Origin of the sequence: Streptomyces sp. NPDC101110 (assembly GCF_044759525.1) — a bacterium.
In the GTDB taxonomy this organism is placed as follows: Bacteria; Actinomycetota; Actinomycetes; order Streptomycetales; family Streptomycetaceae; genus Streptomyces.
The window spans coordinates 1-26,318 of record NZ_JBIVZM010000004.1; the positions used below are offsets into that span (position 1 = coordinate 1).

The following is a 26,318-nucleotide window of genomic DNA, read 5'->3' on the forward strand; positions in this document are numbered from 1 at the left end:
AGTTCTCAAGGAACGGTCGCTTCCTTTGTACTCACCCTCTCGGGCTTTCCTCCGGGCGCTTCCCTTCGGTCTTGCGTTTCCGACTCTATCAGATCTTTCCGATCCGATTTCCTCGGTGCTTTCCAGGTTCCCGCTTCCGCGTTTCCCTTTCCGGCGGTTCCGACTCTATCAGATCCTTTCGGGCCTGATCCCCGGTCAGCGGGGTTTGTCTTTGCGGCTGTTGGGCCGTTCCGACGTGTCCAACCTTAGCGCGTCCTCTCGGCGATTCCCAAATCGACGTCGTTGGAGTCGATCAGATCATCGAGTCCCAATTCGAATTGAATTCGGGCGTGCCGAAATCAACCCTGTCGGGAGGTCGAGCTGGTGGTTGGGTGCCGCTGCTGCGGCGGAAGTGCTGTCGAAGAACCGTTACGGCTCGGCGGCAACCCGAAGAACTTTACGGATCCGCCAGGGGGGTGTCAAGCGCCCCCTGTCAAGATCTTTTCGGCCCCGGTGTCAGTCCAGGTCGGTGAGGCGTCCGCCGGCGTCCGGCTGTGCGTGCTCGACCCGGCGCAGCAGGCGCGTGAGCACCTCGCCCAGCGCCGTGCGCTCGTCCGGTGACAGGTCCTGGAGGAGGTCCTCCTCGAAGACCGTCGCCAGGCGCATCGCCTCCAGCCACTTCTCTCGCCCCTCGGATGTCAGCTCCACGATGACGCGTACGCGGTTCGACTCGTCTCGCTCACGGGTCACCAGAGATTCGGCGACCATGCGGTCGATTCTGTGGGTCATCGCGGCCGGGGTGAGGCCGAGGCGCTTGGCGAGGTCGCTGGGGCCCAGGCGGTAGGGGGCTCCGGAGAGGACGAGGGCCTTGAGGACCTCCCACTCCGCGTTGCTGATGCCGAGGGCCGAGGTCTGCCGTCCGTAGGCGACGTTCATACGGCGGTTCAGGCGGGAGAGGGCCGAGACGATCTGCTCGACCTGGGGGTCGAGGTCCTGGAACTCGCGCTGGTACGCGGCGATCTGCTCTTCGAGGGTCGGCTCGCTGGGGCCGTCGGTGTCGCCCATGTGCGCAGTATCGCACGCCCGTTCTTTGCCTTGAAGTCCTTGGGTATGTACTCTTTAGCTTCGAACTTTAGCTTCGAAGTCTTCACTCCTAACTTGTGAGAGAGGTGAACGTGACCAGGGCGATGGGCGCAGCGATGCGCCGGATTCACGTGGGTAACGCACTCAGCGCGTTCGGGCTCGGCTTCACCGTCCCGTACCTGTACGTCTATGTGGCGCAGGTGCGAGGGCTGGGAGCCATGACGGCGGGTCTCGTACTCGCCGTCTTCGCTGTGGCCGCGCTGGTCGTGCTGCCGTTCGCCGGGCGGGCCATCGTCCGGCGCGGCCCGCTGCCGGTGTTGCTCGCCGCCCTGGTCACCGCCGCTCTCGGTGCGCTCAGTCTGGGGATCGCCGGCAGCGCGGCGGCCGTCCTGGTGTCGGCCTCCCTGCTGGGGGCCGGGCAGGCCGTGATGCAGCCGGCGCTCGCGACGATGATCGTCGACTGCTCGTCCGCGGAGACGCGGTCGCGTGCCTTCGCCATGCAGTTCTTCCTGCAGAACCTGGGGCTCGGCGTCGGCGGCCTCATCGGCGGACATCTGGTCGACACCACAAGCGCCGCCTCCTTCACATTGCTCTTCGCGATCGAGGCGGCGATGTTCCTGCTGCTCGTCGTGGTGATGACGACCGTGCGGATGCCGCACGCGCCGCGGATCGAGGGCGCCCCGCAGGCCTCGGGCCGGGGCAGCTGGAAGCAGTTGCTGGGCAACCGGGCCATGGTGCAGCTGTGCGTGCTGGGCTTCGTGCTGTTCTTCGCCTGCTACGGGCAGTTCGAGTCGGGGCTGAGTGCGTATGGGGTCGAGGCGGCGGGGATATCGACGTCCGCGCTCGGGACCGCGCTCGCCGCCAACACGCTGATGATCGTCGTCGCGCAGTTCGCCGTGCTGCGGTTCGTGGAGCGGCGCCGGCGTTCGCGGGTGATCGCCGCTGTCGGGCTGATCTGGGCCGTGGCGTGGGCCGTCGCCGGGTACGCGGGGCTGGGGCACGGGAGCCAGGAGATGGCGACGGCCGCGTTCGTCTCGACGTACGCGCTGTTCGGGCTGGGTGAGGCGATGCTTTCGCCGACCGTGGCCCCGCTGGTCGCGGATCTCGCGCCGGAGGGCATGGCCGGGCAGTACAACTCCGCGTTCGCCCTGGTCAAGCAGTTGGCGCTGGCTGTCGGGCCGGCGGTGGGCGGGCCGCTGGGGGCCTCTCTGCACGCGCCGTACATCGTGGCGTTCCTGGTGTTCTCGCTCGGGATCACCGTCCTGGCCGTGCGGTTGGGGCGGCAGCTGACCGAGATGCAGGACCAGCCGTGGCTCGGGAAGAGCCGGATCGTGGCGCGGGGTGGGGCGCCCGTTTCCGCGGACGTCTGATCGCGGTTCCCCCCGGGGCCTGTCGTCCGGGTCGGGCCCTAGGCGGTCTGGGTGCGGGGCAGGGCGAACTCGCACCAGACCGCCTTGCCGCCGCCGGGGGTGCGGCGGCAGCCCCAGTTCGACGCGATCGTGGCGACGATGGCGATGCCGCGACCCGATTCGTCGCCCGGTTCCGCGCGGCGGCGTCTGGGGAGGTGGTCGTCGCCGTCGGTGACCTCGATGATCAGCCGTCGGTCCGTGCGGCGCAGGCGCAGGCGCATCGGCGGGGTGCCGTGCTGGAGGGAGTTGGCGACCAGTTCGCTGGTGGCCAGGACTCCCAGGTCGTGCAGGTCGGCGGGGAAGCGCCAGCTGGTCAGGACACCGGAGGCGAAGGCACGCGCGCGGGGGGCCGCTTCCACACCGCCCAGCAGTTCCAGGGCGGCGTTGCGGAAGAGCTCGCTGTCCGGGCCGGTGCGCGCGGGATGCTGGAGGACCAGGACGGCCACGTCGTCGTCGTGGTCGGGTGTGACTCCCGCGGAGCGGACCAGGCGGTCGCAGACGACCTGGGGGGTGCCGGTGGCGCCGGCCAGGGCGCGTTCCAGGGCGGCGATGCCCTCGTCCAGGTCCGCGTCGCGCCGCTCGACCAGGCCGTCCGTGTAGAGCACGGCCGTGGAGCCGGGGGCGAGGGGGATCGAACCCGAGGCGTGCATCCAGCCGCCGGTGCCGAGCGGGGGGCCGGTGGGTTCCTCGGCGCGAAGGACCGTGCCCTTCTCGTCGCAGACGAGGATCGGGAGGTGGCCCGCCGAGGAGTAGATCAGCTTGCCCTCGTTCGGGTCGTGGATGGCGTACGCGCACGTGGCGATCTGGTTGGCGTCGATCTCGGCGGCCAGGCCGTCCAGGAGCTGAAGGACCTCGTGCGGCGGGAGGTCGAGGCGGGCGTAGGCGCGGACCGCCGTGCGGAGCTGGCCCATGACGGCCGCCGCGCGGACGCCCCTGCCCATGACGTCTCCGATGACCAGGGCCGTGCGGCCGCCGCCCAGGGTGATGACGTCATACCAGTCGCCGCCGACCGCGGCTTCCGTGCCGCCGGGGTGGTAGGTGGCGGCGATGCGCAGATCGTCCGGCTGTTCGAGCTCCTGGGGGAGCAGGGAGCGCTGGAGGGTGACGGCCGTTTCGCGCTGGCGGCGCTCGCTGGCGCGCAGGCGTTCGGCGGCTTCGGCGTGGTCGGTGACGTCGGTGGCGAAGACGAGGACACCGCGGCCGTCGCTGCCTCCCTTGCCGTCGCCCTGGGCGACCGGGGTGCAGGTGAACGTGTAGGAGCGGCCGTCGGGGGCCTTGCGGGACTTGACCGTACGAGGTCTGCCGCTGCGCTGGACCTGGTCCAGGAGGGGGAACAGACCGAGGGCGTCGAGTTCGGGAAGGGCCTCGCGGGCACGTTCGCCCAGGGGGCGGATGCCGAAGGCGCTGGTATAGGCGTCGTTGACGTAGGCGATGCGGTGCTCGGGCCCGTGGACCAGGGCGACGAGGGACGGGGCGCGGTCGAGGACCTCGCGCACCCGCAGGTCGTCGACGGCGGGAAGGGACGGTACCCCGTCGGTCAGTTGTTCGGCGCGAGCGGCTGGTACGGAGCCGTCCCCCCGCCGGTCCGGGGAGGCCGTCTGCTCGGTCCGCGCTGCGGCGCGGCGCTGCGTTCCGGGGAGCCGGGCGCTCCAGCGCGTGAAGTTCACGAATCCTTGCCTCGTGTAGTGGGCGGCGGCCGGCACCGGAACCGGCCGGGGCCCCGAGGGGCCCGCACCGGGGCGCGTAGTGGCGAGCCCGCGGTGGTGGACCAGTCTGGCAGGGCGCGGACCGGACCGACATCCGTCAGACGCCGGGCCGGCCGCTGGAGTTCCTGGGTCCGGTCAGGACGACCCCTTCGGGTCGTACGGGGGGTCGTGAGAAGGCTTTCCACCGGCCGCGAGTTCGAACTCCGCCCGAGGGTGTTCGAGTGAACCCAGGGAGACGATCTCCCGTTTGAACAGGCCGGCCAGGGTCCATTCGGCCAGCACCCGCGCCTTGCGGTTGAAGGTGGGCACGCGGCTGAGGTGGTAGGCGCGGTGCATGAACCAGGCGGGGTAGCCCTTGAGCTTGCGTCCGTAGATGTGGGCGACACCCTTGTGCAGGCCCAGGGAGGCGACCGAGCCGGCGTAGGCGTGTTCGTACGTCTCCAGTGGTTCGCCGCGCAGGGAGTGCACGATGTTGTCCGCGAGGACCTTGGCCTGCCGGACCGCGTGCTGGGCGTTGGGGGCACACTCACGGCCCGGTTCCCGGGCCGTGACGTCGGGGACGGCGGCGGCGTCTCCGGCGGCCCACGCGTGTGGTGCGCCGTCGACCGACAGTTCGGCCGTGCACGTCAGGCGGCCGCGGCCGTTGCGGGGCAGGTCGGAGGCGGCGAGCACCGGGTGGGGTTTCACGCCCGCCGTCCAGACGACCGTACGGGTGGGGAAGCGGGCACCGTCGCTGAGGACGGCGACCCGGTCGGCGCAGGACTCCAGACGGGTCCGCAGCCGGACGTCGATGTTGCGGCGGCGCAGTTCGGTGACGGTGTAGCGGCCCATCTCCTCGCCGACCTCGGGCAGGATGCGCTCCGATGCCTCGACGAGGATCCACTTCATGTCCTCGGGCTGGACGTTGTGGTAGTAGCGGGCGGCGTAGCGGGCCATGTCCTGCAGTTCGCCGAGTGCCTCCACGCCAGCGAAACCGCCGCCGACGAAGACGAACGTGAGGGCCGCGTCGCGGATCGCGGGGTCGCGGGTGGAGGAGGCGATGTCCATCTGCTCGATGACGTGGTTGCGCAGGCCGATGGCCTCCTCGACGGTCTTGAAGCCGATGCCGTGGTCGGCGAGGCCGGGGATCGGCAGGGTGCGCGAGACGGAGCCGGGGGCGAGGACGAGTTCGTCGTAGGGCAGCCGCTGTCCGCCCGTGCCCTCCTCCTCGGTGGCGAGGGTGGTGACGGTGGCGGTGCGTTTCGCGTGGTCGACGGCGGTGGCCTCGCCGATCAGGATCCGGCACCGGTCGAGGACGCGGCGCAGCGGTACGACTACGTGCCGGGGGGAGATGGCGCCCGCGGCGGCTTCGGGGAGGAACGGCTGGTAGGTCATGTACGGGTCGGGGGTGACGACGGTGATCTCCACCTCGCCCCGGTCCAGCTCCCGTTTCAGTCTGCGCTGCAGGCGCAGCGCCGTGTACATCCCGACGTAGCCGCCACCGACAACGAGAATGCGCGCACGTTCCTTCACCATCCCATGACGCACCCGTCGCTTGCGTTTGTCCACAGCCTCGACGGATTGTGTGACCGGAGCCGGAGAGCGCGCGGAGTTGGCCGGATTAGCGACCTGCAACGCATCAGCGCAGGTCAGAAGGGGTTGTGCAGGGGGCGCGCGGGGGCACATTAGGGACGTATACGGCCCGTACTCCGATCGGTGGGCGCTCCGTGCGGAACCTGCCCCTTCTGAATTGACTCCCTCTCAACTATGTTCGTGTGTCGACGGGGTGTAGGGGGATGCGCTCACCGGGTCCGCGACGGGCGGGCCGCGGACGGGCCGGTTCCCGCGTCCCGGCATCGAATGGCGGGGAGTCTCCGGGGGGAGACGTCATTACCGGGGGAATGCTTATGCATGTTCAGGACTCTCATTGGTCGCCCGCGTCCGCAGTCGCGGCGGGCGGTATGACGATGAGCGCGGCGGCGGGCGGCGGACGCGACGGATCGCGGACGACGCCGCTGCGCGTGGACGCTCAGCGCAATCTGGAGCACGTGCTGCGGGCGGCGCGCGAGGTGTTCGGCGAGCTGGGGTACGGCGCGCCGATGGAGGACGTGGCGCGGCGCGCGCGGGTCGGTGTGGGCACGGTGTACCGGCGGTTCCCGAGCAAGGACGTCCTGGTGCGGCGGATAGCCGAGGAGGAGACCTCCCGGCTCACCGACCAGGCACGGGCGGCGCTCGGGCAGGAGGACGAGCCGTGGTCGGCGCTCTCGCGCTTCCTGCGGACGTCGGTGGCCTCCGGCGCGGGGCGGCTGCTGCCGCCGCAGGTGCTGCGGGTCTCGGTCGAGGACGGCGCCGGTGGACCGCGGGTGCCGCAGCAGCGGACCCAGCCGGCCACGACGGAGCTGCGACTGGTGCCCGACCAGCCCGTCGCGGTGGCCTCGGTGCCTGCGGTCGCGGCCGAGGACGACGCCGGTACGGCTGCGCTGCTGGAGGTCGTGGGCCGGCTCGTGGACCGGGCGCGTGCGGCCGGTGAGCTGCGCGCGGACGTGTCGGTGTCGGACGTGCTGCTGGTGATCGCCACGGCCGCGCCCTCGCTGCCGGACGCGGCCCACCAGGCCGCCGCGTCGGCCCGGCTGCTGGACATCCTGCTGGAGGGGCTGCGCTCGCGACCGGCGTGAGCCGCCGGGACCGGGATCCGGGGCGGGCGAGCCCTGCCCTGGGAGGCTTCCGGGCCCGGGCGTGACGTCCGGGTCCGGAGCAGCGGGAAGCCGCCGGGAACGAGAGGGAGCCTTCCGGCCAACAGGCAGCCGCCCCGGAGCCAAGGGCGCCCCGGAGCGAGAGTTCGCCTTCGCGCCTTCCCCGAACGGCTGACGGCCAGTACTGCCGTGCGGCAAGTCCCCACGGATGAGTGATGATCCGAACTTCGGGGTTCCGACCGGAAATTCCTATGGCACGCTGACCAGGTGGTCTGGACGGATGGGGCGGCTGCCGGGGGCTTTCCGCGATGAGCGTTGACGGGCGGGACGAGTCCGGCGGTGGCGGACACGGCGACGCCGCGGCCGGCGACCCGGCCCCGCCGCAGGTGCCGAGTCAGGGCGGACGTGCGAGCGTGCCGCCCTCCGGGCACCCGGCCGACGGCTCGGTCCCGGCGCAGCGCGACGGACGCGAGGACGGCGCTCTGCCGCCCGAGCTGCCGACCTCCGATGCCGGCCTCATCGACCGGATGCGCGCGGGTGACGACACGGCGTACGAGGAGCTCTACCGGCGCCATGCTCAGGCCGTGCGCCGGTACGCGCGCACCTGCTGCCGCGACGCCCACACGGCGGACGACCTGACCGCCGAGGTCTTCGCCCGGATGCTCCAGGCCGTGCGCGGCGGCGCCGGACCCACGCACGCCGTCCGCGCCTACCTGCTCACCTCCGTCCGGCGCGTCGCCGCCGCCTGGACCAGGTCGGCACGGCGCGAACAGCTCGTCGACGACTTCGCCGTGTTCGCCGCCCAGTCCGCGCACGGGCCCGACGTGTCCGGCGACGACACGCTCGAACTGGGCGCGGACGTACGGGCGATGCACGAGGCCGAGCAGTCCATGGCCATGCGGGCGTTCCGGTCGCTGCCGGAGCGCTGGCAGGCCGTGCTGTGGCACACCGAGGTCGAGGACGAGACCCCCAGCGAGGTCGCCACGCTGTTCGGGCTGGACGCCAACGGCACGCGCGTCCTCGCCAGCCGGGCCCGTGAGGGCCTCAAGCAGGCATACCTCCAGGCCCACGTCAGCGCCACGCTCACCGGCGACAAGGGATGCGCGCGCTACGCCGATCAGCTGGGCACGTACGCCCGCGGTCGGCTGCGCACCCGGGCCGAGCGGGGGCTGCGCAAGCACCTGGAGGAGTGTGCGAAGTGCCGTCTGGCGGCACTGCAGATCGAGGAGGTGGCCGGTGGTATCCCGGCCGTCGTTCCGGTCGCCGTCATTGGCTGGTTCGGGGCCGCCGGGTACGCCAAGGCCGCCGGACTCATCGCCGGGGGTGCGGGAGTGGCCGGTGCGGCGGGGGCGGCCGCGACGGCAGGTGGTGCGGCAGGTGGTGCGGCCACTGCGGGTGGCGGTGCGGCCGGAGGCACTGCGGTGGGTGGCAGTGCGGCCGGAAGCAGTGCGGTGGGTGGCGGGGCGGCCGGAAGCAGTGCGGTGGGTGGCGGGGCTGCGGGTGGCGGGGCGGCCGGTGGTGGCGGTGGTGTGGCGGCCTCCGAGGGGATCGGCGCGCCGGTGAAGGCCGGTATCGCCGCCGGTGTGGTCGCCGTGGGTGTGGTGGCGACGGTGGTGATGGGACTGGCCGGCAACGACAAGCCGAAGGACGAGGCCAAGGCCGACACCGCGTCCCCCGCCCCGTCGTCGGTGGTGCACCCCGGTGACTCCACGCCACCGCCCCCCTCCCCGCCCGAAACCGGTCCACGATCGCGCCCCTCGGGGATCATGCCGCCGCGGGCCACGACACCCACGCCCACACCGACGTCCACGCCCACGTCCACACCGACGCCGACGCCGAGCACCACCCCGAGTCCGGACCCGGACCCGGACCCGGCGACGCCGTCCCCCACTCCGACCCGGACGCCCGGTCCGCCCGCATCGCCCGGGCCCACACCTCCTCCCGACCGCACACCGACGCCCACTCCCTCGCCGTCCCCGCCCGCCCCGGCCGTCTACCGGTGGAGCGAGCTGTCGTACGACGTAAACGGCGACGGCACGAAGCCCGAGATGCGGATCGGGTCGAGCGGCTGGGTCTGGAAGCGGTCCGGCCTGCGGGTCGGCGGCGAGCGGTACGGACACGGCGTCACCGTGCACGGCCGCTCGTCCGTCACCATCGACCTCAACCGCTCCTGCTCGTCGTACGACGCGCTCGTGGGAGTGGACGACATGACGCTGAGGCTCGGCGCGGTGCGCTTCTCCGTCTACGCCGACGGGACCAGGCTGTGGCGGTCCCCGCTGGTCGAGGGCGGCGACGCGGCCGTGCCCGTCCACGTGGACCTCACCGGCCGCAGCACGGTCCGGCTGGTGGTGGAGCCGCGCGGCGTCCTCGACGCCCTGATGGCGGTGGACTGGGCGGAGTCCAGGTTCACCTGCGGCTGACGGCAGGGCGGTTCAGGTCACCCGGCCGGTGGCGTACGCGACGCACGCCTCGTCCAGCTCGCGCAGGACGTCGTCAGCGGTGAGGGCCGCGCCCCGGGCACGCTCCGCCTCGCAGCGGGCCCGGCCCAGGGCGGCACGGGCAGCGGCCTCGGCGCGTTCGGCCGGGGGGATCTCCGGGATGGAGCGCGGACGCCCGGACCGCCAGTGGTCGCCGGTGCCGAGCAGCCGGGCCGCGCGCGGGAAGTCGCCGAGGTCGGCCAGCAGGCCCGCCGCGCCGTCCACGACCGTCGCCCGGACGACGTCCGAGCACCGCTTCTCCACCGCCTCGCGCAGGGCTTCGGTGGCCTTGGCCAGGCCGGAGCCCGGACCGGACTCCTTCGCGCTGATCGCGGCGTCGAGCAGGCGCAGCATCACCATGAACTGCGGCGGCGGTGTGCCGGGGGCGGTGTTGGCGAGGGCCTCCTCCCACCAGGCTCGCGCGCGGGTGGTGTGCCCGTCCTCGAAGGCCATCTGGGTGCGCATCAGCAGGATGTACGCCTTGGAGTCCCGTACGCCGTACCGCTCGGCGGCGGCGGTGGCCTCGTCCAGCGCGGACAGTGCGGCGGGCCGGTCGCCCGCACGGTAGGCGATCTCGGCGAGCCGGGCGATGAGGAACGGCGACTCGGCGTAGGCGCCCACCTCGTAGGCGAGCCGGAGTGCCTCCTCGTACTCTCTTTTGGCCTCGTCGAAGCGGCTGCGCACCATGGCGGCCTCACCGGCCGCACTGCACACCTGGGCGCGCAGCCAGCGGTCACCGGCACGGCGGCTGAGGACCCGCAGTTCCGCGAGGTCGTCGTCGACGCCCTCCAGGCCTCCGGGCCCGTCGACGACGGTGTGCGCGCGGAACATCAGGGCGACGGAGATCTCCCAGTCGCCGCCGTACGCACGGCAGTTGGCGACGGCGGCGTCCAGGACGGTCCGGACCTCGCGCTGGTCGCCCAGGTAGGAGGAGAGGATGGGGCAGACGAGTCCCGGGACACGGGCCGCGTGCGGGCCGCCTTCGGTGTAGTGGGCCCATACCCGCTCCATGTACGGCAGCCGCTCGGCGACGAACGTCTCCATCGGGGCCACTTCGGTCATGAAGAAAAGATGCAGCAGGCGCACGTCCATCCGCAGCGCGTGCAGCGGATGTCCCGCCTCCCCGTCCGACGCGGTGAGGAAGAGGTCTGCCTGGTCGGGCGGCACACGGCCCGACGCGTCCAGGGCCGCGCCCAGCTTCAGCGTCCGCTCGAGCCACTCCACGCCCTCGTGGCGGTAGTTGCGCAGCCACCAGAACCAGCCCATGGCCACGGCGAGGGCGGCGGCCTCCGCCTCGTCCCCCGCGGCGAGGGCCCGGTCGAGGGCCGCACGGATGTTGTCCAGCTCGGTCTCCAGGCGGGAGATCCACGGCAGTTGCGCGGCGGAGCGCAACTGCGGATCGGCCTGCTCGGCGAGCGCGCACGCCCACGCGCGGTGCCGTCGCTCGGCGGCTGCGCGCAGCGGCGGGTCGTCGGCGGCGCGCTCGACGGCGTACTCGTGGATGGTCTCCAGCATGCGGTACCGCATGGCGGGGGGATCCTCGTCAGCGCCGGGCGTCGCCACGACGAGGGACTTGTCGACGAGGGCCCCGATCAGCTCGGCGGCGGGCCCGGAGCACACGGCCTCGGCCGCCCCGAGGTCCCAGCCGCCCGCGAACACGGACACCTCGCGCAGCATCGTCCGCTCGGCGTCGTCGAGCAGGTCCCACGACCAGTCGACGACGGCGCGCAGGGTCTGCTGGCGGGGCAGGACCGTGCGGCTGCCGGAGGTGAGGAGGCGGAAGCGGTCGTCGAGGCGGTCGGCGATCTGCCGGGGGGTGAGCAGCCGCAGCCGGGCCGCCGCCAGCTCGATGGCGAGCGGCAGCCCGTCAAGCCGCCGGCAGATCTCCGCCACGGCCCGCTCGTCGCGGAGCACGGCCTGCGCGTCGGGACGGACGGCTGCGGCGCGCTCCGCGAACAGTCGGCGGGCGTGGTCGGGGCGCAGGGGCTCGACCGGACGGACCACCTCACCCGGCACACCCAGGGGTTCACGGCTGGTGGCCAGGATCGTGAGCCCCGGGCAGCGGGTCAGCAGGGCCTCCGCGAGGTGGGCGGCGGCGTCGATGACGTGTTCGCAGTTGTCAAGGATCAGCAGGAGGTCGCGCGGCGCGCAGAACTCGACGAGCAGCCCGACGGGGTCGTCCTGCACGGCGGTGAGCTCGCTGGTCATCAGCACGGTCTCGCGCAGACCGAGCGCACTGACCACCGCTCCCGGCACCGCCTCCGGCCGGTCGAGCGGGGCGAGCTCGGCCAGCCATGCCTGCGGGAGCCCGGCGGCGGCTTCCTCGGCGAGGCGGGTCTTGCCGGAGCCGCCCGGTCCGGTGAGGGTGACGAGTCGGGCCCCGTGCAGGTCGGAACGGATGGCGTCGATCTCGGGTTCCCGGCCGACGAAAGAGGTCAGGCGGGGGCGGATGGTCCCGGGGCGGACGCGCTCGCGCTCCGGCGCAGCGGGCGGCGGCTTCTCGTCCCTCGGGGCGGGGTCCAGCAGGTCGGCGTGGAGGGCGCGCAGTTCGGGCCCGGGGTCGGTGCCGAGGCCTTCGGCCAGGGCCCGGCGGACGTTCTCGTACGCGGCGAGCGCGTCGGCGTCCCGTCCGGTGTCGCGCAGGGCGCGGACGAGGAGCGCGTGCAGCGGTTCGTCGTAGGGGTGTACGGCGGTCAGTTCCCGCAGTTCCGGTACGACGTCCTGCGCGCGGCCGAGCCGTAGCCGGGCCTCCGCCCTGGCCCGGGTCGCCTCCAGACGCCTGGCCTCCGGGCGGGCGGCGGCGGAGCGGTCGGGGAGGTCGACGAGGGCGGGGCCGTGCCAGAGGGCGAGGGCGGCGTCGAGGTGCCGTTCCGCGCGCGCGGGGTCGTCGCCGGTCAGGGCGTCGGTGCCCTGCCTCACGAGCCGTTCGAAGACGTGGAGGTCGATGTCGTCCGCGGTGGCGGCGAGCCGGTAGCCGCCGGTCTCGGAGGTGACGGCGTCCCTGCCGAGGGCCCTGCGGAGTCGGCCGACGAGGGCCTGGAGCGCGGCCGGGGCGTCCTGGGGCGGGTCCTGCACCCAGACCTCGTCGATCAGCGTCCGGGAGGTGACGACCCGGGACGGGCGCAGGGCGAGGGCGGTGAGCAGTGCCCGGAGCCGCGGGCCGCCGACGGGTACGGCTGTGCCGTGCTCGTCCTCTGCCGTGGTGACGCCCAGGATTCTGTACCGCACCGGGTCATTGTCGCCGGGGTGGGGGCGAGGGGCGGGGGGTTTTCGGCGCGGGGCGTGGCCCCGGGGTCTGAGTGCGGTGCTGGGCGTCGCGTGTGCGGTGCTCGGCGTCGTATGTGCGGTGCCGGCGTCGTCGCAGGGGGTTGGTGGGTCCGCAGCCCGGCCTCGCCGCCGCAGGCCCCCTATAACCGCTGATCCGCCGCCTTCCGCCCGCGCAGGCCCCCTTACAACCGCTAAATCCGCCGCCCCCCACCGGCGCCCGCGCCCAACGCGCCCCGCTGCGGGGCTATGCCCGCCGGGACGGCGCGCTGCCGCGCCGGTGTGCCCGTCCAGCAGGTGCCGCGGCGGGCGAGGAGACGGCGCAGCCACAGTTCCAGGGAGACCAGGTCCGCGAGCCCGTCCAGGGGGAGGACTTCGCCCGCCGCCGCGCCGCGCAGCGCCTTGCGGACCACGCGGGCCTCGACCAGGCCCGCCTCCGCCAGCAGCGGCGTGTCGAACAGGGCGATCAGGGAGTCCGCGGCGACGCGCAGCCCCGTGCGCTCCGCGGCGGCCGTCGTCGCCTGGGTCGGGGCACCCCAGCCGGGCGGCAGTTCCCGGACCCCCGCCCCTTCCAGCACCGTTCGCAGGATCGCCGCACGCGCCCCGGGCCGCACCCGCAGCGCCTCGGGCAGGGCGCGGGCCGCACGGACGACCTGATTGTCGAGGAACGGCGCGTGCAGCCTCTGGAAACGGACCTCCGCCGCCTGTTCCAGCACCCTCAGGTCCGCCGCGTGCCGCGCCAGCGCCGCACGCGCGCGGAAGTCTCCGGGCCGCTGTCCCGGTCCGACCAGCTCCGACCGATGGGTCGACGCCTGAAGACGAACCGATACTTCAGCCAGTGCCTCACCGGTCAGCCAGCGCGCCGCCGGCCCGGGTCTTCCCCAGGTCAGCGCGGCGAGCGAGGCGTCCAGCGCACCGCCCGGCGCGTCGAGCCCGTCGTCGTTGCGGGGGTCGAGCAGGCGCTCGGCGAGGTTCTCCAGGCCCGACCGGTACGGCATGCGGGACAACCGCCGCGCCGCCGCGTACACGCGCGCGGGCACCAGCACCGATCCGTCGGCCTTGGCCAGCGCGGCGACCGGCCGCACGAGATGCCGCCGCCGGCGGTCCATCAGAAGGTCGGCCAGGCGCGCCGGATGGGCGTCCAGGACCTGGCGCGCGCCGTAGCCCGTGAAGTGGTCCGCGCTGCCCGCCGCCAGCCGGGCCCGATGGCGCGCCGCGGACACCAGGCACGGCCCGGGTTCGTCCGTCAGGGGTCCTTCCAGATCGGCGTACGGAAGGGTTCCCTCGTCGCCCGCCACGACGACGTGGTGCAGCCGCGGGTTCGCGGCCAGTGCGCCCGCCCGCTCCAGTTCGGCCTCGCGGCCTCCGACGGCGAGGTCGTTGAACGTGACGGCCAGCAGCCGCTCACCCGCGCCCGTGCCGTGTCCCAGCACGGTGCCCGGCATCCCGGGCAGGCCCGCGGCCAGCAGGGCCAGCGCCCCGGAGGCGGGCCCGCCGGACAGGTCCGCGCCGATCCCGGGCACCGGCATCCCCCGAGCGGCGCGCCGCTCGGCGGGCCCCATGCCGGGCACGGGCCCGGGGTCTATGTCGGCGCCGGGGACGTGCCGCGGCGCGGACAGCCGCGTCCGCACGGCCTCCACGAGCGCGTCGCGCACCGCGTCGACCGCGCTGTCGGGATCGGCCGGAGGCGCCGCCACGGCCAGCGAGGCGACCGGCTCGTACCCGGCGATCTCGCGCGCTCCGGCGCGCAGGATGAGGGCGTGCCCGGGCGGGATGCGCTTCACGCCGTCGTACGGCGTGGAGTCGTGCAGCGCGGCGGGCACATCGGGCGCCGCCAGCAGCGCGGCCAGGTGCCCGAAGTCGAGGTTGGCCTCGATGAGGTCGGCCAGCGGCAGCGCGGCGGTCGCGTACGCCGTACCGCCCGCCCAGGGCGTGTGGAACACCGGTCGTGCGCCCGCGAGATCACCGCAGACGGTGATCCGCCTGCCGACCTGGACGATCGCGGTGTAGCTGCCCGGCCAGGCGGTCAGGTGCCGAAGTGCCCCGCCGCGCGCGGCGAACAGCGCGACGCGCAACTGCTCGTCGGTGGCGCCGCAGATGCCGAGGACGGCGATCCTGGTCCGGTCGTCGGCCTTCACGACGCGCACCTCGTCGGGGCGCCAGTCGCCGACCGCCCACAGTGGATCGGGGTCGCCCCACAGGAGTTGGGACCCCACCGGGTGCAGCGTCTCGCCCTCGCTGCCGGTGGCCCCCGCCGAACCGGCAGCGACGGCTCCCGCGGCGGTGCTGCTCCATCCCACCAACCACCGCATCGCCGCCTCCACAGGCTGTGGACAACCAGTGCACCGTACGAACCGGTTCACCATGCTGCCATGAAGGAAGCGTTCCAGAGGGTGCCGACGCCGCTTGCGCTCCGTTGAATGCGCCCCGGCGGAGCCGCCCGCACCCCCGCGAACTCCCCGAACACCCGCCCGCCACAAGAAGATCCGGGCGGAAAGCCGGACGAATCCACGACGCGCAGCCGGAAGACCAGACGGAAGGGCCGACAAAAGAACCGGCGGAAGACCGGACGGAAGACCGACGGAGGACCGGGTGGAAGGCCACACGGAAGACCCCATGGAAGAACCGGACGGAGAAGAAGCCGGACCATACGCCGCGAAACGCGAAACGGGTGTCGCTGGAAAACCAGGAAGCGGCGAAGAATCAAGGCACGTCAGCGACATGTCTGCGGTACGACTGCGACACGAATGCGCCCCCGTAACGCGCCCCGATCGCGCCCCACGCGCTCTCAAGTGCCGTGGTCGGAGCCCTGATATCCGGCGACCAGCAGGGGCTGTTTTCGGCCAATTCGCCGTCACGCACGCAGCTTCGAACACGCTCCGTACAGGCTCGGCACCCAGTCACCCGGTCGCGCAGTCCGGGAGACGGAGCACGCCTCCCGGACCGTTCCGCCGCCCGCGGGGATGTAGGCGGCGGTGTCCCCCAGCCCACTGGATCCAGTACAGCGGGCCGACCCACGCAATGACCATGGAACCGCTCCCGCGATGGCCGGAGAAGAGCGCACGGACAGGCGCACGGCCACACAGTGGGAGCACGTCGCAACAGCCCGTATCTGAACCGCACTTCAGTACGGACCACAATCCCGCCAACCGGAACAATGCCCCTTAACGCTTGGGATGCGGCGAACTACGCTGGGTTTACGAATGCCGCGTGGTTATGCCAGTGCGGCAGCCGTCTGTGTCGAGGGGTGGCGCATGTCCAGGGAGCAACGCGGGCCGAACGAAAAACTCGGCGCCGTTCTCGCCCTCGCGGGAATCTCCAACGCGGGCCTCGCCCGGCGCGTCAACGACCTTGGCGCCCAGCGCGGCCTGACGCTTCGCTACGACAAGACGTCGGTGGCGCGCTGGGTGTCGAAGGGCATGGTGCCGCAGGGCGCCGCCCCGCACCTCATCGCCGCCGCCATCGGCCAGAAGCTCGGCCGCCCCGTGCCGCTGCACGAGATCGGCCTCGCGGACGCGGACCCCGCACCCGAGGTCGGCCTCGCCTTTCCCCGGGACGTGGGCCAGGCGGTGCGCTCCGCGACCGACCTGTACCGCCTCGACCTCGCCGGCCGCCGGGCCGGCTCCGGCGGCATCTGGCAGTCACTCGCCGGATCGTTCGCGGTGAGCGCATACGCAACGCCCGCCTCACGATGGCTGATAACCCCGGCCGACAGTTCGGTCGCGCGTGACGTGGGCCCCGGCGAGGGCTCCGGCGCACCGCTCAAAGTCGGCCACAGCGACGTACAGAAGCTGCGCGAGGCCGCCGAGGACGCGCGGCGCTGGGACTCCAAGTACGGCGGAGGGGACTGGCGTTCGTCGATGGTCCCCGAGTGCTTAAGGGTGGAGGCGGCCCCCCTGCTGCTCGGCTCCTACTCCGACGAGGTCGGCCGGGCCCTCTTCGGCGCCTCCGCCGAACTCACGCGCCTCGCGGGCTGGATGGCCTTCGACACGGGCCAGCAGGAAGCGGCCCAGCGCTACTACATCCAGGCCCTGCGTCTGGCCCGGGCGGCGGCGGACGTCCCCCTCGGTGGCTACGTGCTGGCCACCATGTCCCTCCAGGCCACGTACCGCGGCTTCGGCGACGAGGGCGTGGACCTCGCCCAGGCCGCCCTGGAGCGCAACCGCGGGCTGGCGACGGCCCGCACCATGAGTTTCTTCCGCCTCGTCGAGGCACGCGCGCACGCACGCGCCAACGACGCCCAGGCAGCCGGCGGCGCCCTGAAGGCGGCCGAGAGCTGGCTGGAGCGGGCCCGCCCGGGCGACAACGACCCGAGCTGGCTCGGCTTCTACTCCTACGACCGCTTCGCCGCCGACGCGGCCGAGTGCTACCGCGACCTCAAGGCACCCCGCCAGGTCCGCCGCTTCACCGAGCAGGCCCTGTCGAAGCCCACGGAGGAGTTCGTCCGTTCGCACGGCCTGCGTCTGGTCGTCTCCGCGGTCGCCGAACTGGAGTCGGGGAACCTCGACGCGGCGTGCGAGCAGGGGGTGCGGGCGGTGGAGGTCGCCGGGCGGATCTCCTCGGCCCGCACCACCGAGTACGTGAAGGATCTCCTGCACCGGCTGGAGCCGTACGGCGACGAGCCGCGGGTGGTCGAGCTCCGTGAGCGTGCCCGCCCCCTGCTGATGGCTCCCGCCTGAGCGGCTTCCGGGTCGCTGTGATCTTGTCCGCGCGGGTCGGCCGTGGCTGATCGCGCGGTTCCCCGCGCCCCTGGGGACGATGGTGCTCCCGGCGTTTGAAGGCGCTGTCAGTGGCACAGTGCACTATCGGTAGCGGGAGGTGGTGCAGGTGCGGACGGCGTACGACTGTGACGTGCTGGTGATCGGCGGCGGCATCGTCGGCCTGTCGACGGCGTACGCGATCACCCGCGCCGCGCCGGGCACACGTGTCACCGTCCTGGAGAAGGAGCCGGGCCCGGCCCGCCACCAGACCGGCCGCAACAGCGGCGTCATCCACAGCGGCATCTACTACCGCCCCGGCTCCCTCAAGGCGCGCTACGCGGTGCGGGGCGCGGCGGAGATGGTCAAGTTCTGCGCCGAGTACGACATCCCGCACGCGGTCACCGGCAAGCTGATCGTCGCCACCGACCGTGCGGAGCTGCCCCGCCTGCACGCGCTCGTGCAGCGCGGCCGGGAGAACGGCATCCCGGTCCGCGAACTGGGCGCGTCCCAGATCGCGGAGTACGAGCCGGAGGTCCGCGGCCTGGCCGCGATCCACGTGGGCACGACCGGCATCTGCGACTTCGTCGCGGTCGCCCGCCGCCTGGCCCACGGCTCGGGCGCGGAGATCCGCTACGGCGCCCGGGTGGTACGCGTCGACCGGCGCCCCGAGCGGGGGGTCGCCGTGCTCACGGCCGCGGGGGACGTCGTACGCGGGCGGGTCCTGGTGAACTGCGCGGGGCTGCAGTGCGACGAGATCGCCCGGCTCACCGGGGACGACCCCGAGGTCCGGATCGTGCCCTTCCGGGGCGAGTACTACGAGCTGGCCCGGCCGGAGCTGGTGCGCGGCCTGGTCTACCCCGTGCCCGACCCGGCGTTCCCGTTCCTCGGAGTGCACCTGACGCGCGGCATCGACGGAGGTGTGCATGTCGGGCCCAACGCGGTGCCGGCCCTGGCCCGCGAGGGATACCGGTGGAGCACGGTGAGACCGCGTGAGCTGGGCTCGACCCTGACCTGGCCCGGCTCCTGGCGGATAGCCCGCAGACACTGGCGGTACGGGGCGGGTGAACTGCGGCGATCCCTGTCCAAGAGGGCGTTCGCGCAGGCGGTGGGCAGGCTGCTGCCCGGGGTGTCCGAGGACGACCTGGTACCGACGGCGGCGGGCGTGCGCGCTCAGGCGGTTCTCCGTGACGGAACCCTGGTCGACGACTTCCTGATCCGCGAGGGCGCCAGGACCGTCCATGTCCTCAACGCACCGTCGCCCGCGGCCACGGCCTCCCTGCCGATCGGGCGGGAGGTGGCACGGAGGGCGCTGAGCGCGCTGTGAGCCGTTCCGAACCGGGCCTCGCCACGCGGGGACGCCCCCGGCGCGGCCCCGGCCCACCACCGCCCGCTTCGTGTCCCACCTCCGCCGTAAAATCAGAGGCACTGTGTCTGAGTCCGCGAACACCCCCGAAGTCCAGAGCCCGCACCCGCACACCCCCGGCGTCTCCGTCCGCCGGACCCGGGCCAAGGGAGAGCCGCGCTTCCCCGACGGCCCCAAGGCAGACCCCGCCGGTTCTCACTTCGAGCGGCGGATCCGGAGTTTCCAGCCGCGGCGCAGCCGTGTCACCGCCGGTCAGGCGGACGCGTTGCAGCGCCTGTGGCCCAAGTGGGGCCTCGACATCGACGGCGGACGGACCCTCGACCTGAACGACCTGTTCGGCAACGACAACCCCGTCGTCCTGGAGATCGGCTTCGGCATGGGCGAGGCCACCGCCCAGATGGCCGCCGCCGACCCCGCCACGAACATCCTCGCCGTCGACGTCCACACCCCCGGCCAGGGCAACCTGCTCAACCTCGCCGACCGCAACGGCCTGTCCAACGTCCGCGTCGGCAACGGCGACGCGATCATCCTGCTGCGCGAGATGCTCGCCCCGGACTCCCTCTCAGGCCTCCGCGTCTACTTCCCCGACCCCTGGCCCAAGAAGCGGCACCACAAGCGCCGGATCATCCAGCCGGACTTCCTCACCCTCGCCGCCCCCCGCCTCCGGCCCGGCGCGCTCCTGCACTGCGCCACCGACTGGGAGCCGTACGCCGAGCAGATGCTCGAGGTCCTCACGGCGCACCCCGACTTCGAGAACACGCAGGCGGACGGTGGTTTCGCGCCGCGTCCCGACTTCCGTCCGCTGACCCGTTTCGAGGGCCAGGGACTGGACAAGGGACATGTCGTGAACGACCTCCTCTTCCGCCGCGTACAGCACGTGGACCAGCCCCCCGCCGGCGCCTGACCACCCCTGGCACCTCTCCAGCCTGCGGACAGCGCCCATCCGTCGTTAGGGTCAATCCCGTGGCCACCAGCCTCCCGCATCCGTCGTACCCGAGCGGTCCCGCCGACGGCGTCCCCTTCACCGGTCCGGGCACGCCCGGCTCCCTGCGGCACGCCCACTGGTGGCAGCGCGCCTGGGTGCGCTACGGCGCGCTGAGCACGCTGCTCGCGATATCCGGCCTGGTCATCCTCGCCCTGGTCCGTGAGGAGACCGGTACGGAGGGGTTCCTGGTCGGGCTGGGGCTTGCCGTCCTGCCGGTGCCCCTGCTGATAGCCGCGTTCCGCTGGCTGGACCGGGTCGAACCCGGCCCCTGGCGGAACCTGGTGTTCTGCTTCGCCTGGGGCGCATGCGCGGCGGCGCTGATAGCGATCGTCGCCAACAGCTTCGCGACGAGATGGATAGCGACGGCGACGGCGGACCCGTCCAGCGCGGACACCCTCGGCGCGACGGTGATAGCGCCGGTGGTCGAGGAATCGGCCAAGGCGGCGGCCGTGCTCCTGGTCTTCCTCTTCCGGCGCCGCGACTTCACCGGCATCGTCGACGGCGTCGTCATAGCCGGGGTGACCGCCACCGGCTTCGCCTTCACCGAGAACATCCTCTACCTGGGCACCGCCTTCGGCACCGACCAGCTGACCGGCGGCAGCGGCATCGCCTCCGTCACGGCGGCGACCTTCTTCGTGCGCATCATCATGTCGCCGTTCGCGCATCCGCTGTTCACGGTCCTCACGGGCATCGGCTTCGGCGTCTCCGCGCTCTCGTCGGCCCGCCGGCCCGTGCGCCGGATCGTCTTCCCGCTGTCCGGGCTACTGCTGGCGATGGGCATGCACGCGATGTGGAACGGCTCGTCGGCATTCGGCGAGTACGGCTTCTTCGCCGTGTACGCGGCGTTCATGGTGCCCATCTTCGGGCTGCTGACGTGGCTGGTGATCTGGACGCGGCAGCGGGAGCTGAAGACCGTCCGGGCGGAGCTGCCCGCCTATGCCGTGGCGGGCTGGCTGACCCCGGCCGAGCCGTACGCGCTCGGCTCGATGCGGGCCCGGCGCATCGCCCGCCAGTACGCCCGACGCCACCTCGGCAGGGCGGCGGCCCGGGAGGTGGCCCGGTACGAGGCGTACGCGACGTCCCTGGCGTTCCTGCGGCACCGGGCCCGGCGGGGCGGCGTCCGGGCGGACTTCGCCGTGCGGGAGGGGGAACTGCTCGGCGAGCTGTGGCGGCGCCGGGAGGTGTCCCGGCCCGCGCTGGACCACGCGGCGCGGATCACCGCCCCTCCGGTCCCGGTGGTGGTCCCGCCCTGGCCGGTCCACGGGGTGTACGGACACGGGTACGGCTACGGCTACGCCCACCAGCCGACGCGCCCGACGCCGTACCCCGCGTACAACCCCTACCGCTCCTAGGACCTGCTCGGACCGGGCCTGCGGCCGATGCCGTACCCGGTTCGCACACCCTGAAGCTCCTGCGGACCGCTCAGGCCGAGGCCTCTGTGAGCCGCTCGGCCTCGGCCTCGGAGAGCGTCAGCTCCCCGACGCCTACCAGGGCGGGCAGCTGCTCCACCGTCCGTGCGGAAGCGATCGGCGCCGCCACGGTCGGCCGGGCGGCGAGCCAGGCGAGGGCCACGGTGGCGACGGGCACGTCGTGCGCCGCGGCGATCCCGTCGAGGGCGGCGAGCACCCGCCGCCCCCGCTCGGTCTGAAGGTGCCCGGCGGCACCGCCCGCCCGCGCGCTCTCCACCGTCGTACCGGGCCGGTATTTGCCGGTGAGGAAACCGGACGCGAGCGCGTAGTAGGGAACGGCCGCGAGACCGGCCCGCTCGGCGAGGTCCTGGAGCTCGCCCTCGTAGGTGTCGCGGGAGACCAGGTTGTAGTGCGGCTGGAGGGCGACGTAGCGGGCGAGCCCCTCGCGGTCGGAGAACTCCAGCGACGCCCGCAGCCGCTCGGCGGAGATGTTGGAGGCGGCGATGTGCCGCACCTTCCCTGCCTTCACGAGGGCGTCGAGCGCGCCGATGATCTCCTCGACGGGCACGTCGGGCTGGTCGAAGTGGGTGTAGTAGAGGTCGATGTAGTCGGTGCGCAGGCGCCGCAGCGAGGCGTCGGCGGCGGCCGTGATGTTGGCGGCGGACAGTCCCCGGAAGTCGGGGTGCCGGCTGACCTTCGTGGCGACGACGACGTCGGAGCGGTTGCCGCGGGCCTCGAGCCACTTGCCGAGGATGGTCTCGGACTCCCCTCCCCGGTTGCCGTCGGCCCACGCCGAGTAGACGTCGGCGGTGTCCACGAAATTGCCCCCGACGGCGGTGTACGCGTCGAGGACGTCGAAGGACCGGGCCTCGTCCGCGGTCCAGCCGAAGACGTTGCCGCCAAGGGCGAGGGGGAAGACCTCGAGGCCGGAGGAGCCGAGCTTGCGAAGAGAAGTCATGCCCCGCCAACGACCGTACGGGAGGACCTCATTCCGCTACGGACGCAAAACTCCCGTAATCACCGCGACCGAAGACCCGCAGCCCTGACGTCGGGGGGTCGTCGTCAGGGCTGCCGGTCTTCGGTCGCCGTGCTTCAACGGATGTGTGCCGCTTACGGGGTCAGTCCCTTGCCGCGCAGCCACGCCATCGGGTCGATGCCGCTCGCGGACCCGCCGGAGTGGACTTCGAGGTGCAGGTGCGCCCCGGTGACATTGCCGGTGGCGCCCACGCGGCCGATCACGTCGCCGGTGCTGACCTTCTGGCCGACGCTGACGCCGATGGAGGACTGGTGCGCGTACCAGATCTCGGTGCCGTCATCGAGGGTGAGGACGGTCTTGTAGCCGTAGGAGCCGTTCCAGCCCGCCTCGGCGATGGTGCCGCTGTGCACGGCCTTGATCGGCGTGCCCGTGGGGGCGGCGAAGTCGAGGCCGGTGTGGTAGCCGGAGGACCAGTAGGCGCCGGCCTGGCCGAACGTCGAGGTGAGGGTGTACGAGGAGGTCGGCAGGGTGAACTGCTTGGCGAGGGCGGCGAGCCGCTCGGCCTCGGCCTTCTTCCTGGCCTCTTCCTCCGCCTTCTTCTTGGCCTCTGCGGCCTTCGCCTTGGCTTCCTGCTCCGCCTTGGCCACCGCTTCCTTGGCCGCCTTCTCGGCGGCGTCCGCGGCGTCCTGGGCGGCCTTGGTCTCGATCTGGTCCTGCTGGTACTCGACCTGGGCCATGATCCGGGCGCGCAGCGCCTCGCCGGCACCGGAGGCGCCCTCGGCCTGCTCGGTGTCCGCCGTGGCGGTGCCGAGGCTGCTGAGCGGGGTTGCGGAACCTTCGGGGGTGTCGTCGTCCGAGATGAGGGAACCCACCGAGGGCAGGTCCGGAACGGAGATGGACACCGGGGGCTTGCCGGTCTGGGCACTGGCCATGCCGCCGGCACCCACGGCAGCTATGACACCGACGCCCAGGACGGTGGAGCTGCGGGCGAGACCTCCGCCGCGCTGCTTGGTGACGCGATGCCGGCCGCGGACGGGACGGATGGACTCCTCGGTGGGGTTCCACTCCTGGAACGGGCCCTCGTCGGTGCGCTGACCGCCGTAGCCGAAGGTGTCGGTGTCGCGCTTCGGCGCGTACGGGGCCGTGGGGGCAGGCCGGTTGGACGCCACGTGGGCGTACTCCTTTCCTTCCTTCTCGCCTACCGGGTTAGCTGACGGGTTCGGAGCAGGAAGGTCTCCTACGCGCGTATACCTGCCGTGCTTCCACGGTGGTATCCGCCCGATTCACCCCAAGTGGTGGTTCCCCGGTTCCCTTTCGGGATTCGGCGCGTGCGCACGGAGCCGCCTTCTGTGACGGCTGGGACGACCGCGCTGCGTTATCGAACGTTAATGGAGGCGCGAGGGGTATTCCAGCGATTCCGCTTGATCATTAACCTTTTTCGCGCGGACCAACCTGCCATGACCGCCTTAAATCGGGCGAGTTGACCACCATACAAGTGACCGAAGGGATTTGACGGTGCGTCAGTTGTTATGCGGAACGGGACGGTTCGCTCACCGACCGTAGCGGCCACCGGGAAAGCACCGAGGGCCGGAATCCTTTTGGATTCCGGCCCTCGGCCTTCAGTAGCGGGGACAGGATTTGAACCTGCGACCTCTGGGTTATGAGCCCAGCGAGCTACCGAGCTGCTCCACCCCGCGTCGTTGTGTCACCAGTGTACGCCATCCGCGGGACCGCTCGCGCACACCCTCCGTCCGGCCCGTGCTCAGCGGGCCAGGTGGCGGTTCGGGGCCTTGGCCCGCTCCTCGTGTTCCGGGAGTACGAGGACCTCCACACCCCGCGCCGACAGGAGGCCGCTGCCGTCGGCGTCCGTCACGAAAGTGTCCGGCTCGCGCCAGGCCGTGACGACCCGCCGCACCCCCGCGTCGAGGATCAGCCGGGCGCAGGGAGCCGGCCGGGACGCGCGGCGGGCGCACGGCTCCAGGCTGCTGTACACCGTCGCGCCGGGCAGCCGCGGGTCGGCCGGGTCGAGCTTCGCGAGGGCCGCCTCCTCGGCATGCACCACCGGGTCGCCGCCCTCGCGGGAGTGGCCACGGGCCAGTTCCGTGCCGTCGTCGGCGACCACGACCGCGCCCACACTGAACGCCGTGTCCGACGGAGGACAGCGCTCGGCCAGTTCGCAGGCGAGGGCCAGCCAGTGGTGATCGGCTGCGGCGGGCAGGGAGCCGGTGCCGGGGGCGGTCGGTTCGTAGCGCATCAGGACGACGTCCTCGATCTGCCGCGACTCCAGCAGCCGGAGCCGGCCGCCCTGGTAGCCGCCGGGGCCGAAGAGGCGGGGCGCACCGGGGTCGCCCACGAAGAGCGGGGCGAGCACCAGCTGGAGTTCGTCGGCCAGGCCCTGGGTGAGGAGCTGGGTGTGGATCAGACCGCCGCCCTCGACCATGAGCCGCCGTACTCCCCGGACGTCGTGCAGGTGCGTGAGCAACCGCCGCCAGTCGAGATCGGCGCCGAGCGGGACGACGTCGGCGGCGAGGCCGAGCGCACGGGCACGCTCGGCGCCCCGGTCGGTCGTGTAGAGGAGCTTCTCGCCGCCGGTGTGCCAGAAGCGTGCGTCCGGGTCGAGGTCGCCCGAGCCGCTGACCGCGACCTTGAGCGGGTACGCGGGCCTGCCCGCGGCCGTGCGGGCGGCCCGGCGCCGTTCCGAGTTCACCAGCAGGCGCGGGTTGTCGGCGCGGATGGTGCCGGCGCCGATCAGGATCGCGTCGACGTCGGCCCGGACCTCGTCGACCCGGTCGAAGTCGGCGGGGCCGGACAGCAACAGGCGGTCGGGCCCGGTGTCGTCCAGGTAGCCGTCGAGGGAGACGGCGGCGGACAGCAGGACGTACGGGTGAGGCATCGGTGCTCCGCGGCTGGTCGGGACTGCGGGACGGGACAGGGCTTGGTTCAAGTTTGAAACAAACCTACACTGGCGGCATGACGACTCGCTGGCTCACCCCCGAGGAGCAGCGCGCCTGGCGCGCCTACATCGCCGCCTCGCTGCTTCTGGAGGACGCGATCGACCGGCAGCTCCAGCAGGACGCCGGCATGCCGCACCTGTACTACTCCATCCTGTCCGTCCTGTCGGAGTCCCCGGACCGGCGGCTGCGCATGACCGATCTCGCCCAGCGGCTGAAGATCACGCGCAGCCGGCTGACATACGCGGTCACACGACTGGAGAAGGACGGCATGCTGCGGCGCGAGGCCTGCCGGTACGACAAGCGCGGCAGTATCGCGGCACTGACCGACGAGGGGTTCGCCGTGCTGGAGCGCGCGGCGCCCGGGCACGTCGAGACCGTGCGCAGCTCCCTGTTCGACCGGCTCAGCGAGGAGCAGGTGGGCCAGCTGGAGGAGATCTCCGCGGCGATCGCCCAAGGACTCCAGGAGGACGGGCCGCGGGCGGCTGTGGACGACGTTCCGTGGCGGCGGAGGTCTTCACCCCCCTGTTCGTGACCCGCGTCACAGAGGTCGGCCTCGCCATTGCTTCAAATTTAAAGCACGAGTAGGGTTCCGGACGTGGATCTGCTTCAAATCTGAAGCAGTACGGCTGTGCAGCCGAACAGGAAACGGACCCCGGAGGCCCCGCATGCCCGACACCCCCGCCGTCGTCGCCACCCCGCGCTCCCGCGTCCGGATCCCGCTGCGCTTCCACGACGGCTACGAGGCGGACGCCGAGCTCGTCACCTTCCACGGGCTGGCCGACGGCCGCGAGCACGTGGCCGTGGTCCTCGGCAAGCCCGGCCCCGTCCCGCTGGTGCGGCTGCACTCCGAGTGCCTGACCGGGGACGTCTTCGGCAGCGCCCGCTGCGACTGCGGCCCGCAGTTGCGCGAGGCGGTCGAGCGCATCGCCGAGCGCGGCGGCGTCCTCCTCTACCTCCGCCAGGAGGGCCGCGGCATCGGCCTCTACAACAAGCTCGACGCGTACGCCCTCCAGGACGAGGGGCTCGACACCTATGAGGCGAACGCGGCGCTCGGACTGCCGGAGGACGCCCGCGACTACACGGCGGCGGCCCAGATGCTCCGGGCCCTGGGCATCGGCGAACTGGACCTGCTCTCCAACAACCCCGACAAGGCGGACCAGTTGCGATCGCTGGGCGTCGACGTCCACGACCGGATCCCCACCGGCGTCTTCACCACCGCCCACAACGTCCGCTACCTGCGCGCGAAAGTGCTCCAGACCCAGCACACACTGCCGCTCGCGGCGCTGGCGGAGCTCAACGCGGGCTGACCGGCCGCCGGTCCGGCCGGGCACTGAACCGGGC

17 protein-coding genes, 1 tRNA gene and 1 riboswitch are annotated in these 26,318 nt (G+C 72.6%); of the genes, 9 read left to right on the forward strand and 9 right to left on the reverse strand.

All coding sequences use genetic code 11. From position 1 onward, the window contains the following. Positions 1–495: 495 nt before the first annotated feature. Complete coding sequence (locus ACIQU3_RS09285; RefSeq protein ID WP_366716199.1) at positions 496–1,044, reverse strand: MarR family transcriptional regulator; 549 nt, start codon at positions 1,042–1,044, stop codon at positions 496–498. Positions 1,045–1,166: 122 nt separating this feature from the next. On the opposite strand from ACIQU3_RS09285, the gene ACIQU3_RS09290 reads away from it, so the two are divergent. Further along, complete coding sequence (locus tag ACIQU3_RS09290; protein ID WP_403924699.1) at positions 1,167–2,432, forward strand: MFS transporter; 1,266 nt, start codon at positions 1,167–1,169, stop codon at positions 2,430–2,432. Positions 2,433–2,470: 38 nt separating this feature from the next. Here ACIQU3_RS09290 and ACIQU3_RS09295 read toward each other — a convergent pair whose 3' ends face one another. Together ACIQU3_RS09295 and ACIQU3_RS09300 are read right to left on the reverse strand one after the other, a co-directional pair. Then, positions 2,471–4,138 (reverse strand): SpoIIE family protein phosphatase, encoded by a 1,668-nt coding sequence (locus ACIQU3_RS09295; protein ID WP_403743001.1) that lies wholly within the window; start codon positions 4,136–4,138, stop codon positions 2,471–2,473. 174 nt (positions 4,139–4,312) lie between these two features. Next, on the reverse strand, positions 4,313–5,692 hold the full coding sequence (locus ACIQU3_RS09300; protein ID WP_403742994.1) for an NAD(P)/FAD-dependent oxidoreductase: 1,380 nt from the start codon (positions 5,690–5,692) through the stop codon (positions 4,313–4,315). Between the two features lie 371 nt (positions 5,693–6,063). On the opposite strand from ACIQU3_RS09300, the gene ACIQU3_RS09305 reads away from it, so the two are divergent. Continuing rightward, positions 6,064–6,831 carry a TetR/AcrR family transcriptional regulator gene (locus ACIQU3_RS09305; protein WP_403924191.1) on the forward strand — a complete coding sequence of 256 codons (768 nt, stop codon included), beginning with the start codon at positions 6,064–6,066 and terminating at the stop codon, positions 6,829–6,831. Positions 6,832–7,157: 326 nt separating this feature from the next. Further along, positions 7,158–9,269 (forward strand): sigma-70 family RNA polymerase sigma factor, encoded by a 2,112-nt coding sequence (locus ACIQU3_RS09310; RefSeq protein WP_403924194.1) that lies wholly within the window; start codon positions 7,158–7,160, stop codon positions 9,267–9,269. 12 nt (positions 9,270–9,281) lie between these two features. Here ACIQU3_RS09310 and ACIQU3_RS09315 read toward each other — a convergent pair whose 3' ends face one another. Both ACIQU3_RS09315 and ACIQU3_RS09320 read right to left on the reverse strand, forming a co-directional pair. After that, positions 9,282–12,554 carry a BTAD domain-containing putative transcriptional regulator gene (locus ACIQU3_RS09315; protein ID WP_403924196.1) on the reverse strand — a complete coding sequence of 1,091 codons (3,273 nt, stop codon included), beginning with the start codon at positions 12,552–12,554 and terminating at the stop codon, positions 9,282–9,284. A 230-nt stretch (positions 12,555–12,784) separates the two neighbouring features. Beyond that, positions 12,785–14,902 (reverse strand): asparagine synthase-related protein, encoded by a 2,118-nt coding sequence (locus ACIQU3_RS09320; protein ID WP_403742976.1) that lies wholly within the window; start codon positions 14,900–14,902, stop codon positions 12,785–12,787. Between the two features lie 942 nt (positions 14,903–15,844). On the opposite strand from ACIQU3_RS09320, the gene ACIQU3_RS09325 reads away from it, so the two are divergent. From ACIQU3_RS09325 to ACIQU3_RS09340, 4 genes are all read left to right on the forward strand, one after another. Further along, positions 15,845–17,269, forward strand: a complete 1,425-nt coding sequence (locus tag ACIQU3_RS09325) for a hypothetical protein (RefSeq protein WP_053669959.1) — start codon at positions 15,845–15,847, stop codon at positions 17,267–17,269. A gap of 139 nt (positions 17,270–17,408) precedes the next feature. Beyond that, positions 17,409–18,614, forward strand: coding sequence for an L-2-hydroxyglutarate oxidase (gene lhgO / locus ACIQU3_RS09330; protein ID WP_403742972.1), 1,206 nt, complete (start codon positions 17,409–17,411; stop codon positions 18,612–18,614). A 103-nt stretch (positions 18,615–18,717) separates the two neighbouring features. Then, a complete protein-coding gene (gene trmB / locus ACIQU3_RS09335; RefSeq protein WP_403742969.1) occupies positions 18,718–19,557 on the forward strand; it encodes a tRNA (guanosine(46)-N7)-methyltransferase TrmB in 840 nt (279 codons plus the stop codon). 59 nt (positions 19,558–19,616) lie between these two features. Further along, positions 19,617–20,990: a PrsW family intramembrane metalloprotease gene (locus tag ACIQU3_RS09340; RefSeq protein WP_403924199.1), complete on the forward strand. Its 1,374-nt coding sequence runs from the start codon at positions 19,617–19,619 to the stop codon at positions 20,988–20,990. 70 nt (positions 20,991–21,060) lie between these two features. Here ACIQU3_RS09340 and ACIQU3_RS09345 read toward each other — a convergent pair whose 3' ends face one another. The 4 genes from ACIQU3_RS09345 to ACIQU3_RS09360 form a co-directional block, all read right to left on the reverse strand. Continuing rightward, entirely contained in the window at positions 21,061–22,005 is a 945-nt protein-coding gene (locus tag ACIQU3_RS09345) for an aldo/keto reductase (RefSeq protein WP_403924202.1), read from the reverse strand. A gap of 152 nt (positions 22,006–22,157) precedes the next feature. After that, positions 22,158–23,192, reverse strand: a complete 1,035-nt coding sequence (locus ACIQU3_RS09350) for a M23 family metallopeptidase (RefSeq protein WP_403924205.1) — start codon at positions 23,190–23,192, stop codon at positions 22,158–22,160. A gap of 11 nt (positions 23,193–23,203) precedes the next feature. Beyond that, positions 23,204–23,360: riboswitch (cyclic di-AMP (ydaO/yuaA leader) on the reverse strand. A 286-nt stretch (positions 23,361–23,646) separates the two neighbouring features. Next, a tRNA-Met gene (locus ACIQU3_RS09355) sits at positions 23,647–23,720 on the reverse strand. A 65-nt stretch (positions 23,721–23,785) separates the two neighbouring features. Further along, positions 23,786–24,916 carry a dihydrofolate reductase family protein gene (locus tag ACIQU3_RS09360; RefSeq protein WP_403742958.1) on the reverse strand — a complete coding sequence of 377 codons (1,131 nt, stop codon included), beginning with the start codon at positions 24,914–24,916 and terminating at the stop codon, positions 23,786–23,788. Between the two features lie 77 nt (positions 24,917–24,993). Between ACIQU3_RS09360 and ACIQU3_RS09365 the strand changes: the two genes are divergently transcribed. Then, positions 24,994–25,509 carry a MarR family winged helix-turn-helix transcriptional regulator gene (locus ACIQU3_RS09365; protein WP_403742955.1) on the forward strand — a complete coding sequence of 172 codons (516 nt, stop codon included), beginning with the start codon at positions 24,994–24,996 and terminating at the stop codon, positions 25,507–25,509. Positions 25,510–25,642: 133 nt separating this feature from the next. After that, entirely contained in the window at positions 25,643–26,284 is a 642-nt protein-coding gene (ribA, locus tag ACIQU3_RS09370; RefSeq protein WP_403924208.1) for a GTP cyclohydrolase II, read from the forward strand. Positions 26,285–26,318: the final 34 nt, after the last annotated feature.

Bases quoted from the DNA above. Each gene is read 5' to 3' on its own strand.
- ACIQU3_RS09285 (WP_366716199.1), bottom strand. From the start codon at position 1,044: ATGGGCGACACCGACGGCCCCAGCGAGCCGACCCTCGAAGAGCAGATC.
- ACIQU3_RS09290 (WP_403924699.1), top strand. From the start codon at position 1,167: ATGGGCGCAGCGATGCGCCGGATTCACGTGGGTAACGCACTCAGCGCG.
- ACIQU3_RS09300 (WP_403742994.1), bottom strand. From the start codon at position 5,692: ATGGTGAAGGAACGTGCGCGCATTCTCGTTGTCGGTGGCGGCTACGTC.
- ACIQU3_RS09305 (WP_403924191.1), top strand. From the start codon at position 6,064: ATGCATGTTCAGGACTCTCATTGGTCGCCCGCGTCCGCAGTCGCGGCG.
- ACIQU3_RS09310 (WP_403924194.1), top strand. From the start codon at position 7,158: ATGAGCGTTGACGGGCGGGACGAGTCCGGCGGTGGCGGACACGGCGAC.
- ACIQU3_RS09320 (WP_403742976.1), bottom strand. From the start codon at position 14,902: ATGCGGTGGTTGGTGGGATGGAGCAGCACCGCCGCGGGAGCCGTCGCT.
- ACIQU3_RS09325 (WP_053669959.1), top strand. From the start codon at position 15,845: ATGTCCAGGGAGCAACGCGGGCCGAACGAAAAACTCGGCGCCGTTCTC.
- ACIQU3_RS09345 (WP_403924202.1), bottom strand. From the start codon at position 22,005: ATGACTTCTCTTCGCAAGCTCGGCTCCTCCGGCCTCGAGGTCTTCCCC.
- ACIQU3_RS09360 (WP_403742958.1), bottom strand. From the start codon at position 24,916: ATGCCTCACCCGTACGTCCTGCTGTCCGCCGCCGTCTCCCTCGACGGC.
- ACIQU3_RS09365 (WP_403742955.1), top strand. From the start codon at position 24,994: ATGACGACTCGCTGGCTCACCCCCGAGGAGCAGCGCGCCTGGCGCGCC.
- ribA (WP_403924208.1), top strand. From the start codon at position 25,643: ATGCCCGACACCCCCGCCGTCGTCGCCACCCCGCGCTCCCGCGTCCGG.